The sequence below is a fragment of the Hoeflea ulvae genome (assembly GCF_026619435.1).
Classification (GTDB): Bacteria; Pseudomonadota; Alphaproteobacteria; order Rhizobiales; family Rhizobiaceae; genus Hoeflea; species Hoeflea ulvae.
This window is the reverse complement of the sequence record NZ_JAOVZQ010000001.1, coordinates 3,967,267-3,982,116: the sequence shown is the minus strand read 5'-3', so window position 1 is coordinate 3,982,116 and position 14,850 is coordinate 3,967,267. Positions and strand designations below refer to the sequence as shown.

Annotated in this window: 15 protein-coding genes and 2 pseudogenes; 12 read left to right on the top strand and 5 right to left on the bottom strand. The window is 62.2% G+C overall.

Annotated features, from left to right (window positions below):
- Positions 1–3 precede the first annotated feature (3 nt).
- Together OEG82_RS18945 and OEG82_RS18940 are read left to right on the top strand one after the other, a co-directional pair.
- Positions 4–183 (top strand): annotated as a pseudogene (locus tag OEG82_RS18945) ((2Fe-2S)-binding protein); the annotation flags it as partial.
- Between the two features lie 155 nt (positions 184–338).
- A complete protein-coding gene (locus OEG82_RS18940) occupies positions 339–677 on the top strand; it encodes a protein tyrosine phosphatase family protein (protein WP_267613924.1) in 339 nt (112 codons plus the stop codon).
- A gap of 16 nt (positions 678–693) precedes the next feature.
- On the opposite strand, the gene OEG82_RS18935 is transcribed toward OEG82_RS18940, so the two are convergent.
- The 4 genes and pseudogenes from OEG82_RS18935 to OEG82_RS18920 form a co-directional block, all read right to left on the bottom strand.
- Positions 694–1,074, bottom strand: coding sequence for a thiol-disulfide oxidoreductase DCC family protein (locus OEG82_RS18935; protein WP_267613923.1), 381 nt, complete (start codon positions 1,072–1,074; stop codon positions 694–696).
- A gap of 58 nt (positions 1,075–1,132) precedes the next feature.
- Positions 1,133–2,794: a thiamine pyrophosphate-binding protein gene (locus OEG82_RS18930; RefSeq protein WP_267615009.1), complete on the bottom strand. Its 1,662-nt coding sequence runs from the start codon at positions 2,792–2,794 to the stop codon at positions 1,133–1,135.
- A 2-nt stretch (positions 2,795–2,796) separates the two neighbouring features.
- Positions 2,797–3,997 (bottom strand): annotated as a pseudogene (locus OEG82_RS18925) (CaiB/BaiF CoA transferase family protein).
- A 261-nt stretch (positions 3,998–4,258) separates the two neighbouring features.
- Entirely contained in the window at positions 4,259–5,203 is a 945-nt protein-coding gene (locus OEG82_RS18920; protein WP_267613922.1) for an alpha/beta fold hydrolase, read from the bottom strand.
- A gap of 228 nt (positions 5,204–5,431) precedes the next feature.
- Here OEG82_RS18920 and OEG82_RS18915 point away from each other — a divergent pair, with 228 nt between their 5' ends.
- The 7 genes from OEG82_RS18915 (at position 5,432) to OEG82_RS18885 (ending at position 11,193) form a co-directional block, all read left to right on the top strand.
- Positions 5,432–5,662 carry a hypothetical protein gene (locus OEG82_RS18915; RefSeq protein WP_267613921.1) on the top strand — a complete coding sequence of 77 codons (231 nt, stop codon included), beginning with the start codon at positions 5,432–5,434 and terminating at the stop codon, positions 5,660–5,662.
- Positions 5,663–5,897: 235 nt separating this feature from the next.
- A complete protein-coding gene (locus OEG82_RS18910) occupies positions 5,898–7,592 on the top strand; it encodes a pentapeptide repeat-containing protein (protein WP_267613920.1) in 1,695 nt (564 codons plus the stop codon).
- 91 nt (positions 7,593–7,683) lie between these two features.
- Complete coding sequence (ettA, locus tag OEG82_RS18905) at positions 7,684–9,333, top strand: energy-dependent translational throttle protein EttA (protein WP_267613919.1); 1,650 nt, start codon at positions 7,684–7,686, stop codon at positions 9,331–9,333.
- A 111-nt stretch (positions 9,334–9,444) separates the two neighbouring features.
- Complete coding sequence (locus OEG82_RS18900; RefSeq protein ID WP_267613918.1) at positions 9,445–9,693, top strand: DUF6290 family protein; 249 nt, start codon at positions 9,445–9,447, stop codon at positions 9,691–9,693.
- Positions 9,690–9,956 (top strand): type II toxin-antitoxin system RelE family toxin, encoded by a 267-nt coding sequence (locus OEG82_RS18895; RefSeq protein ID WP_267613917.1) that lies wholly within the window; start codon positions 9,690–9,692, stop codon positions 9,954–9,956. Before OEG82_RS18900 ends, OEG82_RS18895 begins: the two co-directional genes overlap by 4 nt.
- The gene (locus tag OEG82_RS18890) at positions 9,953–10,633 is read left to right on the top strand and encodes an SDR family oxidoreductase (RefSeq protein ID WP_267613916.1); all 681 of its coding nucleotides are present in this window, start codon (positions 9,953–9,955) and stop codon (positions 10,631–10,633) included. Before OEG82_RS18895 ends, OEG82_RS18890 begins: the two co-directional genes overlap by 4 nt.
- Positions 10,634–10,749: 116 nt before the next feature.
- The gene (locus OEG82_RS18885) at positions 10,750–11,193 is read left to right on the top strand and encodes a DUF4399 domain-containing protein (protein WP_267613915.1); all 444 of its coding nucleotides are present in this window, start codon (positions 10,750–10,752) and stop codon (positions 11,191–11,193) included.
- A 56-nt stretch (positions 11,194–11,249) separates the two neighbouring features.
- Here the strand turns inward: OEG82_RS18885 and OEG82_RS18880 are convergent, their stop codons facing one another.
- A complete protein-coding gene (locus tag OEG82_RS18880; RefSeq protein ID WP_267613914.1) occupies positions 11,250–11,672 on the bottom strand; it encodes a hypothetical protein in 423 nt (140 codons plus the stop codon).
- Between the two features lie 184 nt (positions 11,673–11,856).
- Between OEG82_RS18880 and OEG82_RS18875 the strand changes: the two genes are divergently transcribed.
- The 3 genes from OEG82_RS18875 to metF all read left to right on the top strand — a co-directional run bounded on the left by OEG82_RS18875 (position 11,857) and on the right by metF (position 14,528).
- Entirely contained in the window at positions 11,857–12,483 is a 627-nt protein-coding gene (locus tag OEG82_RS18875) for an MOSC domain-containing protein (protein ID WP_267613913.1), read from the top strand.
- Positions 12,484–12,604: 121 nt separating this feature from the next.
- Complete coding sequence (locus tag OEG82_RS18870; protein WP_267613912.1) at positions 12,605–13,618, top strand: ArsR/SmtB family transcription factor; 1,014 nt, start codon at positions 12,605–12,607, stop codon at positions 13,616–13,618.
- A gap of 1 nt (position 13,619) precedes the next feature.
- Positions 13,620–14,528, top strand: coding sequence for a methylenetetrahydrofolate reductase [NAD(P)H] (metF, locus tag OEG82_RS18865; RefSeq protein WP_267613911.1), 909 nt, complete (start codon positions 13,620–13,622; stop codon positions 14,526–14,528).
- The last annotated feature ends 322 nt before the right edge of the window (positions 14,529–14,850 follow it).

The window sequence follows — 14,850 nt, the reverse complement described above, 5'->3', positions numbered from 1 at the left end:
CGCATGATTGTTTGCCAGTGCAACATTCTGTTTCGGCACGAGATCGAAAAGGCCGTCGAGCAGCTTCTCGCCGACGATCCCTGGCGGTTGATCGTGCCGTCCACGGTCTATCACGCCATGCGGATGCGCGGGCGCTGTTGCGGCTGTTTTCCCGATGTGGTGGAGATCATTTCCGACGTCACCGCGCGGGTGCGGCCCGACGACGCGCCAGCCGATTCCGCCTGAGCTGCGGGACTGGCCGGATTGACGCCATGCCAGCCAGTGCTTAAGTCAAAGACGCATACCGGACACTGGCGCGCCCGAGGCTCGCGCGCCTCACTTCAAAGGCAGACTGTTTCATGGATCTTCGCCCCGTCACCCCGACCTATTCCGTTGCCGGCCAGATTTCCGTCGAGGATCTCCCCGCCATCAAGGCCGCCGGATTTCAATCGATCGTGTGCCACCGCCCCGACGGCGAGGTTGCCGATCAGCCGAGTTTCGCCAGCATCAAGCAGGCCGCCGAGGCGCTCGGTCTGGAAGTGCGCCATATTCCCGTCGGCCCGACCGGCGTGACCGCCGAAGCGGTGCGCGAAATGCTCGATGCCGTGGAGGAACTGCCCAGCCCGATGCTCGGCTATTGCCGTTCCGGCGCGCGTTCGACCGCGATCTATCAGCATACCGAACACATGCGCGGCTGAAGCAAACTGGAAAGCCTCAGGCGGCTGTTTCGCGTTGGGCGCGGTGGCGCCGTTGCCATTCGAGGAATCCGCGATAGCCGAGCTCGGCCAGTTGGCGGATGCCGGGGGTGCGGAACAGGAAGGCTAAGCGTCTGAGAACCGGAAGCTGATCCCAGATTGCCGCGAAGGCATCAACGCCGATTTGCCAGGGTCCGTTGCGCTTTCGGGCATGAAACCGGCCAAGCAGCTCCGTGCGGCTCTTGCCCGCCGGCAGCTCATCATCGGCAAGCGCCACAATGTCGATCCAGGCGATCCGCTGCTTCCGGTCGATGCGGCTGTAAAGCGCCACTTCCTGGCGGCAGACCGGGCAGTCTCCATCATACCAGACGCAGAGTTGGGTGGTTGGCTGTGAGGTCATCATGGCCAACCAACTGGCGCTGTCTGCAGCTTCGACAAGGCAGCCGATGGGGCGGCGGCTATTTTGTCACACCGGTTCCGGCGATCTGCGACATTGTCCGCGTCGGGGTGATCGCCTCGGGATCAAGCTTGACCTCGATGATTGACGGCAGGCCGGAGGCCCGGGCGCGCTCGAAGGCCGGGGCGAAGTCGGCGGTTGTCTCCACCGTTTCGCCGTGGCCGCCAAAGGCGCGGGCATAGGCGGCGAAATCCGGATTGGTCAGGGAGGTGGCGCTGATACGGCCGGGATAGTCGCGCTCCTGGTGCATGCGGATGGTGCCGTAGATGCCGTTGTTGACCACCACCGTGATGATCGGCAACTGGTGGCGCACCATGGTGGCAAATTCCTGGCCGTGCATCAAAAAGCAGCCGTCGCCGGCAAAACAGACCACCAGCCGGTCCGGAAATGCCTGCTGCGCGCCGACCGCGCCGGGCACGCCATAGCCCATGGTGCCCGATGTCGGGGCCGCCTGGGTGGCAAATCCGCGGAAGCGGTGGAAGCGGTGAACCCAGGTGGCGTAGTTGCCGGCGCCATTGGTCAGGATCGCGTCTTCGGGCAGGTGTTGCTCCAGCCAGGTGATGATGGGTCCCATCTGCACCGGGCCGGGACCGGTTTCAGGCGATGTCGACCAGGCGAGATAGGCGTCATGCATGGACTTGACCCGGGCGGCGCGGCTTGCCGGCACGGCGTTGCCGATGGTCAGCAGGCTGGCGGCGAAGGAGGCCGGGTCGGCATTGATGGCGACCGTCGGCCTGTAGACCCGGCCGAGTTCGGAGGAATCGGCGTGGACATGGACCAGCGGCTGGCTGGGGTAGGGGATGTCCATCAGCGTGTAGCCCGATGAGGGCATTTCCGAGAACCGGCCGCCAACCAGGATCACCAGGTCGGAATTCCTGATCTCGTCGGCCAGTGCCGGATTGATGCCGATACCGACATCGCCGGCATAGGCCGGGTGAAGGTGATCAAACAGCATCTGCCGGCGCAACGACACGCCGACCGGCACGCTGGCGCGGGATGCAAATTCCTGCACGTCGTGCACCGCCTTCTCGGTCCAGCCGGAACCGCCCAGGATCATCACCGGGCGCTCGGCGGCAGCCAGCCGGTCTTCAAGCTCGCCCAGCTCAAGCGCGCCGGGACGGGTGGCAACCCTTGTATAGCGTTGCGGCACGACGGGATTTTCGACGATTTCGCGCAGCACGTCCTCGGGCAGTGACAGCACCACCGGGCCGGGGCGGCCGGAGGTGGCGATGGCAAAGGCGCGGGTGACGAATTCCGGGATCCGCGCCGGATCGTCGATCTCGCCGACCCATTTGGCAAATTCGGTGAAGGCCCGACGGTATTCGACCTCCTGGAAGGCTTCGCGTTCGCGGGCGTCGCGCTGGACCTGGCCGATGAACAGGATCATCGGGGTGGAATCCTGCCGCGCCACATGCAGGCCGGCGGACGCATTGGTGGCGCCGGGGCCGCGGGTGACGAAGCAGATGCCGGGTTCGCCGGTGAGCTTGCCCCAGGCATCGGCCATCATCGCCGCCCCGCCTTCCTGGCGGCAGACAGTGACGCCGATGTCGGAATCAACCAATGCGTCGAGCACGGCGAGATAGCTTTCGCCTGGCACGCAATAGAGTTGGCGAACGCCATTGGCCTTCAGCGAGTCGACGATGAGCTGGCCACCGGTTTTCATGGTCATGTCCTTCTGGTCTTGATCGTGTTGAGTTCAGCCAGCACTTCGTCGGTGTGCTCGCCCAGGCGCGGGCTTGGCCGGTCATAGCGGAGCGGCGAGGCCGGAAGCAGGATTGGCGCGCGCACGGAAGGGATCTCCGTTCCGGCGCTATCGGTCAGATCCATCCGCAGCCCGCGCGCAATCGCCTGCGGGTCGTCAAACATCTCAGCGATGTTGTTGATCGGCCCGGCCGGCACCGCATTGGCTTCACAGGCGGCAAGCATGTCGGCCTTGGACCAGGTGCTCATCGCCGCGATGATTTCGGCGCGCAGCCGCTCGCGGTGGGCGACGCGCGACGGGTTGGTCTGGAACGCCGGATCAACAGCCATGCTGTCGGCGCCGAGCAGCTTGCAGAAGCGCTGAAACTGGCCGTCATTGCCGACGGCGATGATGATATAGCCATCCGAGACCGGGAACACCTCGTAAGGCGCGATGTTCATATGGGCATTGCCCATCTGCACCGGCGGCTGACCCGAAATCAGGTAGTTCAGATTCTGATTGCCGAGGATGCCTGCCTGGGAATCAAACAGCGCCATGTCGATCATCTGGCCTTCGCCGGTGTGTTCGGCGTGACGCAGTGCTGCCTGGATGGCGATGACGGAATAGAGCCCGGTGAAAATGTCGGAAATGGCGACGCCGGCCTTTTGCGGTTCGCGGCCGGGTTCGCCGGTGATCGACATCATCCCGGCCATGGCCTGGATGATGAAATCATAACCCGCACGCGGCGCGTAGGGCCCGGTCTGGCCAAAGCCGGTGATCGAGCAATAGACCAGCTTCGGATTGGCGGATTTCAGGCTGTCATAGTCGAGGCCGTATTTCTTCAGCCCGCCGACCTTGAAGTTCTCGATCACCACATCGGCGGTGGCGATCAGATCGCGCGCGGCCTGGGCGCCCTCGGGGCTGGCAATGTCGAGCATGATCGAGCGCTTGCCGCGATTGGCGGAGTGGTAATAGGCGGCAGACAGGTCCTCGCCATCGGCGCCGGTGACAAAGGGCGGGCCCCAGCGGCGGGTGTCGTCGCCGCCATCGGGATGCTCGATCTTGATCACATCGGCGCCGAGATCGGCAAGCAGCTGACCGGCCCGAGGGACCGGCCAGGATCCGCGCCAGTTCAATGACGCGAACACCGGCAAGCGGTGGATTGTCGGACTTGGCTTGGCTCATGATCTACCCTGTTGACACTGTTTCCGGGTGGGCGCCGCGCGCCGGCGGCCGGAAAGACAGATGCCTGTATAGCGCCGCAAGGCCGATGTGACACATGAATTTCTCTGATGGGGTCATCTGCGGCCAACAGGGTGTTCGCCACTGCGCCGGGCTGGTCCGGCAGATGTCCTTGCATGCCGTCACTGCCGGCTCCTGCCGGGAAAGTTCGAGTCGCCGTGTCGCCTGTGGACCGGTGCGGGGCCGGACCCCGGCCGCCTGCAGTCAGGTTGCCGGTGGCGCGGCGATCTGGCTGTCGAGCCAGGTGACAAAATCGGCCATTGCCTCGTCGCGGTCCACCTCGTTGAGGGTTTCGTGCCGGGTGCCGGGCAACACCCTGGCGGTGACATTGGTGAACCCGGCCTTGCGCATCTGTTCGGCAAGCCATTTGACTGCCGCGCCCTTGTCGGTCGCCGGGTCCTCGTCGCCGCCGATCAGATGGATCGGCAGAGCCTTGGGCAATTGCTTCAAACGGTCGCTGGAGCCGCCTGCATAGATCAGCGCGAACACGTCGCGCCACATGCCGACGGTGGCGTCCCAGCCGCAGAGCGGGTCGGCGACATAAAGATCGACTTCCGCTGCATCATGGCTGAGCCAGTCATAATCGGTGCGGCGGTTTGGCATCGCCCTGGCCCAGGTCTGGAAGGTGAGTTTCGGCAGGATCACACTCGGCGTGTCAGAGCCCTTGAAGAATGCCTCGATGGCAAGGAAGGCCTGGCCGGCGCGACCTGCCATGCCGGCGTTGAAATTCGAATTCCACACCGCCAGCGCGGCGCTGGCGCCGGGGTGGGCTTCGGCGAAATTCAGCGCGATCAGCCCGCCCATGGAATGGCCGAAGGTGACGACCGGCAGGCCGGGATGGCGTTCGGCAATCAGCGCGTGGATGGCGGCGACATCGGCAATCACTTTTGACGCGCCATCCCTGGCGGCAAAGGCGCCGGGCATTGCATCAGGCGCGCGAGTGGCGCCGTGACCGCGATGGTCGTGGGCGTAGACATGGTAGCCACGCGCTGCCAGAAATGCGGCAAAGCGCTGATAGCGCGCCGCATGCTCGGCCAGACCGTGATTGATCTGCACCACGCCCCGGGCCTGGCCCTCCGCCGGCATGTGCCTGACAGCAAGTTTTGCCCCGGTCGGGCTTGAAAGGGTGAAGGGGGAGAAATCGCTCATGGCCCATTGGTCATGGCCGGGGCACGGAAATCAAGAGGGGTGATCAGCGATCACCAGATCAATCCATGCGGGGCGGGGATTGCCGGCGGTGGCACGAGCGGAGCCCGCTCAAATTCGGATCACCTGGGCCCTTGAGGGAGCCGCTTGTCCGGCTTGCCTGAAATCGGCGGGTTGCCCTTGCTGCAAAAATCGCTAGTTGAGGGACACCAAGCCATGGAGTGCCGACACGTGAGCGATCTGACCCTGAACCAAGCCATCGACAATATCTACACGTCGATCAAGAACGACAATGAAGAGCTGGACATCCATATTGCCGGGCTGAAGGCGGCGATGGCGCGCGAAGGCGTCAAGGAAGCCGTATTCGAGCCGGCCAAGCTGGCGCAATCCAACCGTCAGGGGCGCAAGATCATGCAGTCCTATTTCCGCAAGAAGGGCGTGGCCGTCACATTCTCGGCCTGAGCCGGTTTCGGCTGTGCTGTGAAACCGGCAACCTCGATGCATGAGGCTTGTCCTTGACGCTGACGTGGAAGTGCTGTTGCGGAGCACTTCGTCTTTTGCTGACTGATGAGTTGCGACCGGCACCATCAGCGGACGCGCATCTGAAAGGTTTCTTTTTGTCCCGGAACGACTAAAGTTTCCGCCTGAGCAGGCTGTGACGGTGGAACTGCCGTCCGGAAATTTTGGGACAATCCGATTGGAAACCGAAGATCCGATTGACGGCGCGGAACAGGACGCAGCGTCTGGCAATGACCGGGGACGCTCAACCGCGGTGACCGGCGAGGCCTCGCAGGGACGCCGCTTTCACGGCGGATCGGCGATGATCGTGTTCGTGCTTGGTGTTGCCTGCGGCGTTCCGGCGGCAATCTTCATGCCCGGCTTTCTCTCCGAACATGGCTCTGTTGTCCTCGGCATTGTGCTCGGGGCGATCTTGTTTGTCACCGTGGTGTTGTCCCTGGTCTTCGTGTTCCGCCAGCCGCTGTGGCGCTGGCTGTTTCAACGCACCGAGATCGAGGTGACACGCTTTGCCGGGCCGCTGGCCGATGTGGCCCGCTTTGCGGCCGGGCAGAAGGTCGAGGAAGCCACAAATGCGGCGCGGGATTTCGCCGAGATCGTGTTGGCGCGTTACGCCTGGGTCTCGACCCGGCGCTGGTTGATCGCCTCGATCACCGGGTTGATTGCAGCCATGGCGGCGCTGGCGGGCTCGGCGCTGCTGTTTGAACAGAACAAGTTGTTAAGGGCGCAGTCCGGGCTGCTGGTGGAGCAGAACCAGCGCATTGATACCCAGAATGCGTTGATCGACACCCAGATCCAGTTGGCGGAAGCTGAACGCAGCGCCCAGATCGGTCCGGAAGTGGTGGAAATCGGTGCGCTGATCGGGGCCGAACGGCAGACATTTCTCGATGGTGGCGGCGATATCGAGAATTTTGGTCTTCTCAATCTTACCAGTTCCACGCGAGGGCGCATTATCGCGGCAAGCCTGGTGGCGCGGCCCTACCGTTATCTGGCGCCATCCAATGCAAACCCGCGCGACGCTGAAGGCCTGATCGTCACTGCGCTCGCCCAACGGCGCGACTCGCTGGCCGATCCATCGGCGCTCGACAGTCAACAACAGATGCGCACCGACACCAAGCGGCTGGTCGACAGGCCAGTCAGCCCGGAGCGCGGCGATCTGTTGTCGATGATGTCAGCCAACTCCATTCTAGAGACAGAGGCGCTGACATTTCTGGGTGCGGATTTTTCCTTTGCAGAGTTCCGCCGCGAACTGGCAGGCGGCCTTTCAATGCGGCATGCACGGCTGGCATTTGCTGATTTTTCCTGGGCACGGATGGTCAGGTGCGAATTCGGCGCGGCGCAGCTTGATCTGGCGCGGATCGAAAACGCGGTGGTGCGCGGCACGAATTTCTCGTCGCTTCCGGCGGATGAAGTGGCTGCGCCTTTCAGCGCGGAAGGTTTCGACTATCTGCCGACCCGAATGACCGGGGTGAGTTTTAAAAGCAGCATCATTTACGACACTGCTTTTGCCCGTATCGAGGCGATTGCGCCGTTGTTTGATGGCGCAGTGGTTGCGATGGCGGATTTCACCAGCGCGTCGATACCCGCGGCGAGCTTCCGCAACGCCATCATCATGAAAAGCAATTTCGAGGGCGCCGTCCTTTTGTCGATGGAGCTGGAAGGCGCGATTGTGTTTGACCAGACTTTTCTTGAGAAGCTCAAGCAGGCTGCCGCGCCGGGCACCTTCGTGGCGGAACGCTGGCAACTGACGCCGATTTCGGTAGGAGAGGTCGCCGACCACCCACTTCATGAGAAAATGACCAGCCACGTGCCGGAGAGCGCCTATGTCGGAGTTCAGGCATGGCGCATCAGCCGGGTTGAGCAAAGTTCCGGCTGATCGTCTGGGGAGCGATGACGGTGATCATTGCCCTTGGGCTCCAATTCGCATAGACAGCGGACAACAATCCAAATCATGTCTGGAGCGCATCGTGGCACGGCAGTTCATCTATCACATGGCGGGGCTCAACAAGTCCTTTGGCGCCAAGAAGGTTCTCGAAAACGTCCATCTGTCATTCTACCCGGATGCCAAGATCGGTATTCTTGGCCCGAACGGCGCCGGTAAATCGACAGTTCTGAAGGTCATGGCCGGGCTCGACAAGGAGTTCACCGGCGAGGCCTGGCTGGCCGAGGGCGCAACGCTTGGCTACCTGCCGCAGGAACCGAAGCTTGATCCGGCCAAGACAGTGCTCGAAAACGTCATGGAAGGCGTTGCCGAGAAGCAAGCGGTGCTCGACCGTTACAACGAGCTGATGATGAACTATTCCGACGAGACGGCTGACGAAGGCGCGCAGCTTCAGGATGTCATCGACGCGCAGAACCTGTGGGATCTCGACAGCCAGGTCGAAATGGCCATGGAAGCGCTGCGCTGCCCGCCGCCGGAGGCGGGAGTTGAATCGCTCTCGGGCGGTGAAATGCGCCGCGTGGCACTCTGCGCGCTGCTCTTGCGCCAGCCCGATCTCTTGCTGCTGGATGAGCCGACCAACCATCTCGACGCCGAAAGCATCGCCTGGCTCGAAAAGCATCTGCGGGAATATCCCGGTGCCGTGATCATGATCACCCATGACCGCTACTTCCTTGACAATGTGACGGGCTGGATTCTCGAGCTCGACCGCGGCAAGGGCATTCCCTACGAAGGCAACTACACCGCCTATCTGGAAGCCAAGCGCAAGCGGATGAAGCAGGAGGGCCGCGAGGACGCTGCCCGGCAGAAGGCGCTCAGCAGCGAGCAGGACTGGATTGCCTCGTCGCCGAAAGCCCGGCAGGCCAAATCCAAGGCGCGTATCCGCGCCTATGACGAACTGGTCAAGGCCGCCAACGACCGCAGCCCGAGCAACGCCCAGATCATCATTCCGACCGGCGAGCGGCTCGGCAATCAGGTGATCGACGCGGAAGGCATCTCCAAGGCCTATGGCGACCGGCTGCTGATCGACGATCTGACCTTCAAGCTGCCGCCCGGCGGCATTGTCGGCGTCATCGGCCCCAACGGCGCCGGCAAGACCACGCTGTTCAGGATGATCACCGGGCAGGAAAAGCCCGATTCAGGCACCATCACAATCGGTGAAACGGTGCAGCTTTCCTATGTCGACCAGAGCCGTGATTCACTGGATGGCAACAAAAGCGTCTGGGAAGAGATTTCCGACGGCAACGACATCATCAAGCTGGGCCGGCACGAGATGAATTCCCGCGCCTATTGCTCGACCTTCAACTTCAAGGGCGGCGACCAGCAGCAGAAGGTCGGCACGTTGTCCGGCGGTCAGCGCAACCGGGTGCATCTGGCCAAGCTCCTGAAGTCCGGCGGCAATGTGCTGCTGCTCGATGAGCCGACCAACGATCTCGACACCGAAACACTCGGTGCACTGGAAGATGCGCTGGAAAACTTCGCCGGCTGCGCCGTCATCATTTCGCATGACCGCATGTTCCTCGACCGGTTGGCTACCCACATTCTGGCGTTCGAAGGCGACAGCCATGTGGAATGGTTCGAAGGCAACTTCGAGGATTACGAGCAGGACAAGATCCGCAGACTTGGCGCGGACTCGGTCAATCCGAAGCGGGTGACCTACAAGCCGTTGAAGCGGTAGGACTGTCACTTTCTGATACGCGACACACAATCAGGCCTTGATAGGCCTGATTGTGGCGCAGTTGAACTGGATTGCCGCGCGCATTACAATTTGGCGCAAAGGAATGCCGCGATGATCAGACTGGATCTGCCAAGAGACCTGGAAAAGCTGCTCGACCGTTTCGCCAAGGACCTTGGTGTGAGCAAGGAGGAGTTTGCGCTTCAGGCTATCAGGGAGCGGATCGAAGATCTGGGTGATCTGGCGGTGGCCGAAGCGGCGCTTGCAGCGGATGACGGCGAACGCATCCCTCTGGCTGATATCATTGCCGAATTTGGTGACGGTTCTGACGAGGACGGAAATCCGCTGCACGCAGCAGAATGACCTGGACTGTCTCGTTCACAAGATCTGCGCGCAAGCAACTTTCAAAACTCAGCCCGGTGGATCGCGCCAGGGTGCTCAAATTCCTGCAGGAACGGATTGTGCCTCACCCTGATCCCCGGGGCCTGGCCAAGCGATTGCAGGGCAAGACTGGCGAGCTTTGGCGATTCCGTGTCGGCGACCTGCGGATTATCGTGCAGATATCAGAAGGACTGATGACCATTGTGGCCATCGAGTTAGGCCACCGCAGGGAGATTTATCGTTGACCACCATCCTCATCACCGGCACCAATCGCGGCATCGGGCTGGAAATGGCCAAACAGGCTCTGGCCAAGGGCTGGACCGTCTATGGCTCGGCGCGGGACGTGGTGAACGACCCGGATGCGCATATCTGCAGCCATCCGAAGTTTCATGATCTGGTGTTTGATGTTACCGACCACGCGGCGGTTCGGGCGGCGGCGAAGAGTGTCTCGGAACCCATCGACATCCTGATCAACAATGCCGGCATCATCGGGCCCGAGCGGCAATCGGTGCTGGACATGGACTTTGACGGCTTCGCCAGGACGCTTGCGGTCAACACGCTGGCGCCGCTGGCGGTCAGCCAGGCCTTCCTGCCGCATCTTGAGCGCAGTTCAAGCCCGCGCATTCTCACCGTCTCCTCGTGGATGGGCAGCCTGTCGCATGCCAAGTCCGACCGCATCGCCTACCGGGCGTCAAAGGCGGCTGTGAACAAGGTGATGCAGGGGCTGGCGACCGATCTGCAGCCGAGGGGCATCGCGGTGGTGATGCTGCATCCGGGCTGGGTGCGCACCGACATGGGCGGGGCAGGGGCCGATATTGCGCCTGAGCAAAGTGCAGCCGGAATTCTCAGGCTCGCCGAAGGCCTGACGCTTGAGGGCACCGGGCGGTTTTACAACTGGGATGGCGCGTTGCTCGACTGGTGAGGGGAGGACGGCCTGCAAGTCTTTGGGGAAATATTTTTCGCCATGAAGTGTTTGATGGTATTTTGACCCCGTGCGGCCGCTGTTGTGCTGGCCGTTACTGAAGGAGGAGGAATATCATGAAACATTTATTCATGGCGATTGGCCTTTCATGTGTATTGGCTGCCGGGACTGCGGGAGCCGGGGAAACCGCGTCGCCGCCTGGCGCCAGGGTGTTTTTCGATGGTCTGGCTGACGGCGACAGCGTCAAGAGCCCGGTGATGGTGAAGTTCGGGATCGAGGGCATGAAAGTCGCCCCGGCCGGAACAGACATGGAGCATTCAGGACATCACCATCTGTTCATCGACCGGCCCGTGCTGGGCGAGGGCCCCGACGGGGCTGACGAACTGGATGCCAATATCATCTCCGATGAACAGCATGTGCATTTCGGCAAGGGCCAGACCGAAACATCGCTGGAACTTGCACCGGGTGAACATAGGCTGCAGCTGGTGCTGGGGGACAAGGACCACATTCCGCACAATCCGCCAGTCGTGTCCGAGCAGATCACGATCACGGTCGAGTAGTCATCAGGGGCATCCCGCCCGGCAGGGACCGTCAGATCCTGCCTGGGCAGGGGTGCCTACCGCATCCGGCAGCAGAACGGAAACAGCGGACCGGGAAGATTGGGCGCGCCGGTCGGGGTGAAGGTGAAATCGCGCACGGCATCACTCTCGTCGGTGCAGCCGCCCGGCGTGTAGGCGATTGTGCCTGTGACCGGATGGCTGGTTTCGAGCTGCCAGGGATTTTCGGACAGGAAAGTGATGCTGCCGGGCGTGGTCTGGATGCCGTCGCCGGAAAAGGCGTCGATGAAACTCGAATGCATGCCGCCGTCGCAGCTCAGTTCCAGTGCCCAGTTGGGCTCGAAGCCGGAGCAGATCAGTCTCTGCCCGCTCTCGAGCAGGCCGTTGCAGGACAGATCGGCGGCAAGTGCGGTTGCCGGATGGCCCAGGCCAAGGGCCAGGGCCAGGCACAGCGGACCTGCTGATTTGTGGGTCAGCATCATCGATGAACTCCCTGTTCGTGGCTTTCAGCTCCCCGAACCGGAAAGTCTAGCACATTTGCGCGGCAGAACGAATTGCACAGGCCGGGTGCCGCAGTGCGGGGGTGAACCGGTCATCGATTTTGATTGGCCCATAAGCTGCAAATTCAGTATGGGTGTCGTGTTCTGCCAATTCCGGAGTTGACCGATGACCCTGCCGATGTTTCCCGCCGACGGCCCCGTCCTGCCCGAAATCCTTCCGGCGCGCCGGATCAAGGGCGAGGTGTCGGCGGTGCTGGCAGCCCTTGGCGGTGATTTCCTGACCGAAGAGGTGGCCTCGCTTGCCATGGGCTATGACGGAATCGAGGGTGATTTTCACGCCGGCCTGACCCGCCAGTCCGGCAGCCGCGAGCCCTGGTATCCACGCGGCACGGAAATGCGCAATGAGCGGCAATTGTCGATTGTGGCATCGGATGAGCTGGCGGTTGCGGCGGCGAAAATGGGCATCGACCGGATCGAGGCCGGCTGGATCGGCGCCAATCTGGTGATTGACGGCATTGCGATGCTGTCGATGCTGCCGCCGCGCACGCAATTGTTCTTCGAAGGCGGGGTGACGCTGCGGATCGATGGCGACAACGGGCCCTGCCGCTATGCCGGGGCGGCGATTGCGAAGAATTACCCCGACCGGGACGAAACCTCGGTGGCGCTGTCCTTCGTCAAGGCCGCCAAGCGCCGCCGCGGCGTGGTCGCCTGGGTGGAGAAGCCCGGCGTGATCAGCAAGGGCGAAAAGGTGACAGCCCACATCTGGGAGCAATGGATCTACCCGGCGGGCTAACTTTCCGGCTGCCTGGTCCGGGTGACCCATTGCGACAATAAGTTTGACGGCAGCGACATTGCTCTTGCCTCAGGCTCGAATATGACATAAACATATCTTTATATCATTTTTGAGGTTGTGAATGCTGTCCCTGTCTCCCCTTACACTCGACGAATGCGTCGAGGTCCTCAAAGCTGCCGGTGAGCCGACACGTCTGCGGTTGATTGCGCTGTTGAGCCAGGGTGACCTGACCGTGAGCGAAATGACCGAGGTGCTGGGCCAGTCGCAGCCGCGGATCTCGCGCCATCTCAAGCTTCTGGGCGAGGCCGGACTGGTCGAGCGCTACCAGGAGGGGGCCTGGGCCTATTTCCGGCTGACACGCGACGGGGTGCGGGCCAAGCTGATGCAGCAGGCGCTGGAAGCGGCGTCGCCGTCGGATGCACATCTGGCCCGTGACGCCGAACGGCTGGCCACGGTCAAGCAGGCCCGCGCCAGCCGCGCCGAAAGCTATTTTGCCGCCAATGCCGAGAGCTGGAACGACCTGCGCAGCATGCATGTCGCCGACGAGACGGTGGAAGCCGAGGTGCTCAAGCTGATCGGCAAGACGCCCTTTGACGGGTTGCTTGATCTGGGCACCGGGACCGGCCGCATGCTCGAGCTTCTGGCCGACCGCTACCGCCGCGCCATCGGAATCGATTCGAGCCGCAGCATGTTGTCGATTGCCCGCGCCCAGCTTGATGATGCCGGCATCACCCATGCCTCGGTGCGCCAGGGCGACCTGCTCAATCTGCCGCTGGAGCGCGAGAGCTTCGATGTGGTGACGATTCACCAGGTCCTGCACTTCTTGCACGATCCGGTGCCGGCGATCACCGAAGCCGCCCGCATGTTGCGGCCCTGCGGCCGGCTGCTGGTGGTCGATTTCGCGCCGCATGATCATGAAGACCTGCGGGTCGAACATGCCCATGCCCGGCTCGGCTTCAGCCAGGAGCAGGTGGCGGACTGGCTCGGGCAGGCGGGGCTGACGGTCGAGAAGATCGTCGATCTGCCGCCCGAATCCGGCAATGCCAGAACGCTCACCGTCACCATCTGGCTGGCGCGCGACCCGCGGCTTCTCATTGCCGCAGACGAGACCTCTTCAAGTACGGGAACAGCCTGACATGTCCATCTCTCCCCGCGCCAGCGCGCAAGATGCATCCGACCGGATCAAGGTGTCCTTCGAGTTCTTCCCGCCCAAGAATGGCGACATGGAGAGCCAGCTCTGGGACAGCATCACCCGGCTGGCTTCGTTTCAGCCGGATTTCGTCTCGGTGACCTATGGCGCCGGCGGCTCGACCAAGCAGCCGACGATGAACACCATCACCCGGATGTGCCGGGAAACAGCGCTCGCGCCGGCGGCGCATCTGACCTGTGTCGGATCCGACAAGGCCTCGGTCGATGCCGTGGCGCGCGAGTTCCAGGCGGTTGGCGTCAATCACTTCGTGGCGCTGCGCGGCGATCCTCCGGAAGGCGTCGGGGCTGCCTATCAGCCGCATCCGCAAGGCTATGCCAATGGTGCAGAGCTGGTTGCGGGCCTACGCGCCATTGCCGATTTTGAAGTCTCGGTCTCCGCCTATCCCGAACGGCACCCCGAAAGCCCGGATTTTGCCACCGATATCGACATGCTCAAGCGCAAGGTCGATGCCGGCGCGACACGGGCGATCACCCAGTTCTTTTTCGACAACGACACCTATGAACGCTATGTCGAGCGGGTGCGCCGCGCCGGGATCTATGTTCCGATCGTGCCGGGCATTCTGCCGATCCACAATTTCGGCCAGGTGGCGCGGTTTTCGAAACTGTGCGGCGCGTCGATTCCCGATTGGCTGGCGCGGCGCTTTGACGGCTTGGAAAAGGATCCGGAAACCCGGTCGCTGGTGGCTGCGGCGATGGCTGCCGAACAGGTCAATGACCTGGTCGAGCGCGGCATTGATGACTTCCATTTCTACACGATGAACCGCGCCCAGCTGGTCTATGCAATCTGCCATATGCTGGGATTGCGCGGCGCTGAGGCGGTGGGCGCTGCGGCGTAAGACCTGCGCTCTGCCTGCTGTTCAGGATAGTCTGTGGGCAAAATGAAACGGGAGCGCCGAAACGCTCCCGTCTTTAAACTTTGTCTTTTGCCAATTGCTCTTCGGTCTAGATGAAGAGCATAGCACCCACAAATATGAACGCTGCACAGATCACAAGGGCATTGAACGATTGCGTAAATCCCATGGTGGTCCTCCATCGCGTTTGCAGTCAAATGATAGTCATGGCTTTGCTCCGCTGGAAAGCAAAATCGTTGCTGCGGTGCAGCTAAAACCGAGCATTTTCATCCGCACGCAGCCTGTAGCTCCTTGATTGATAACAGAA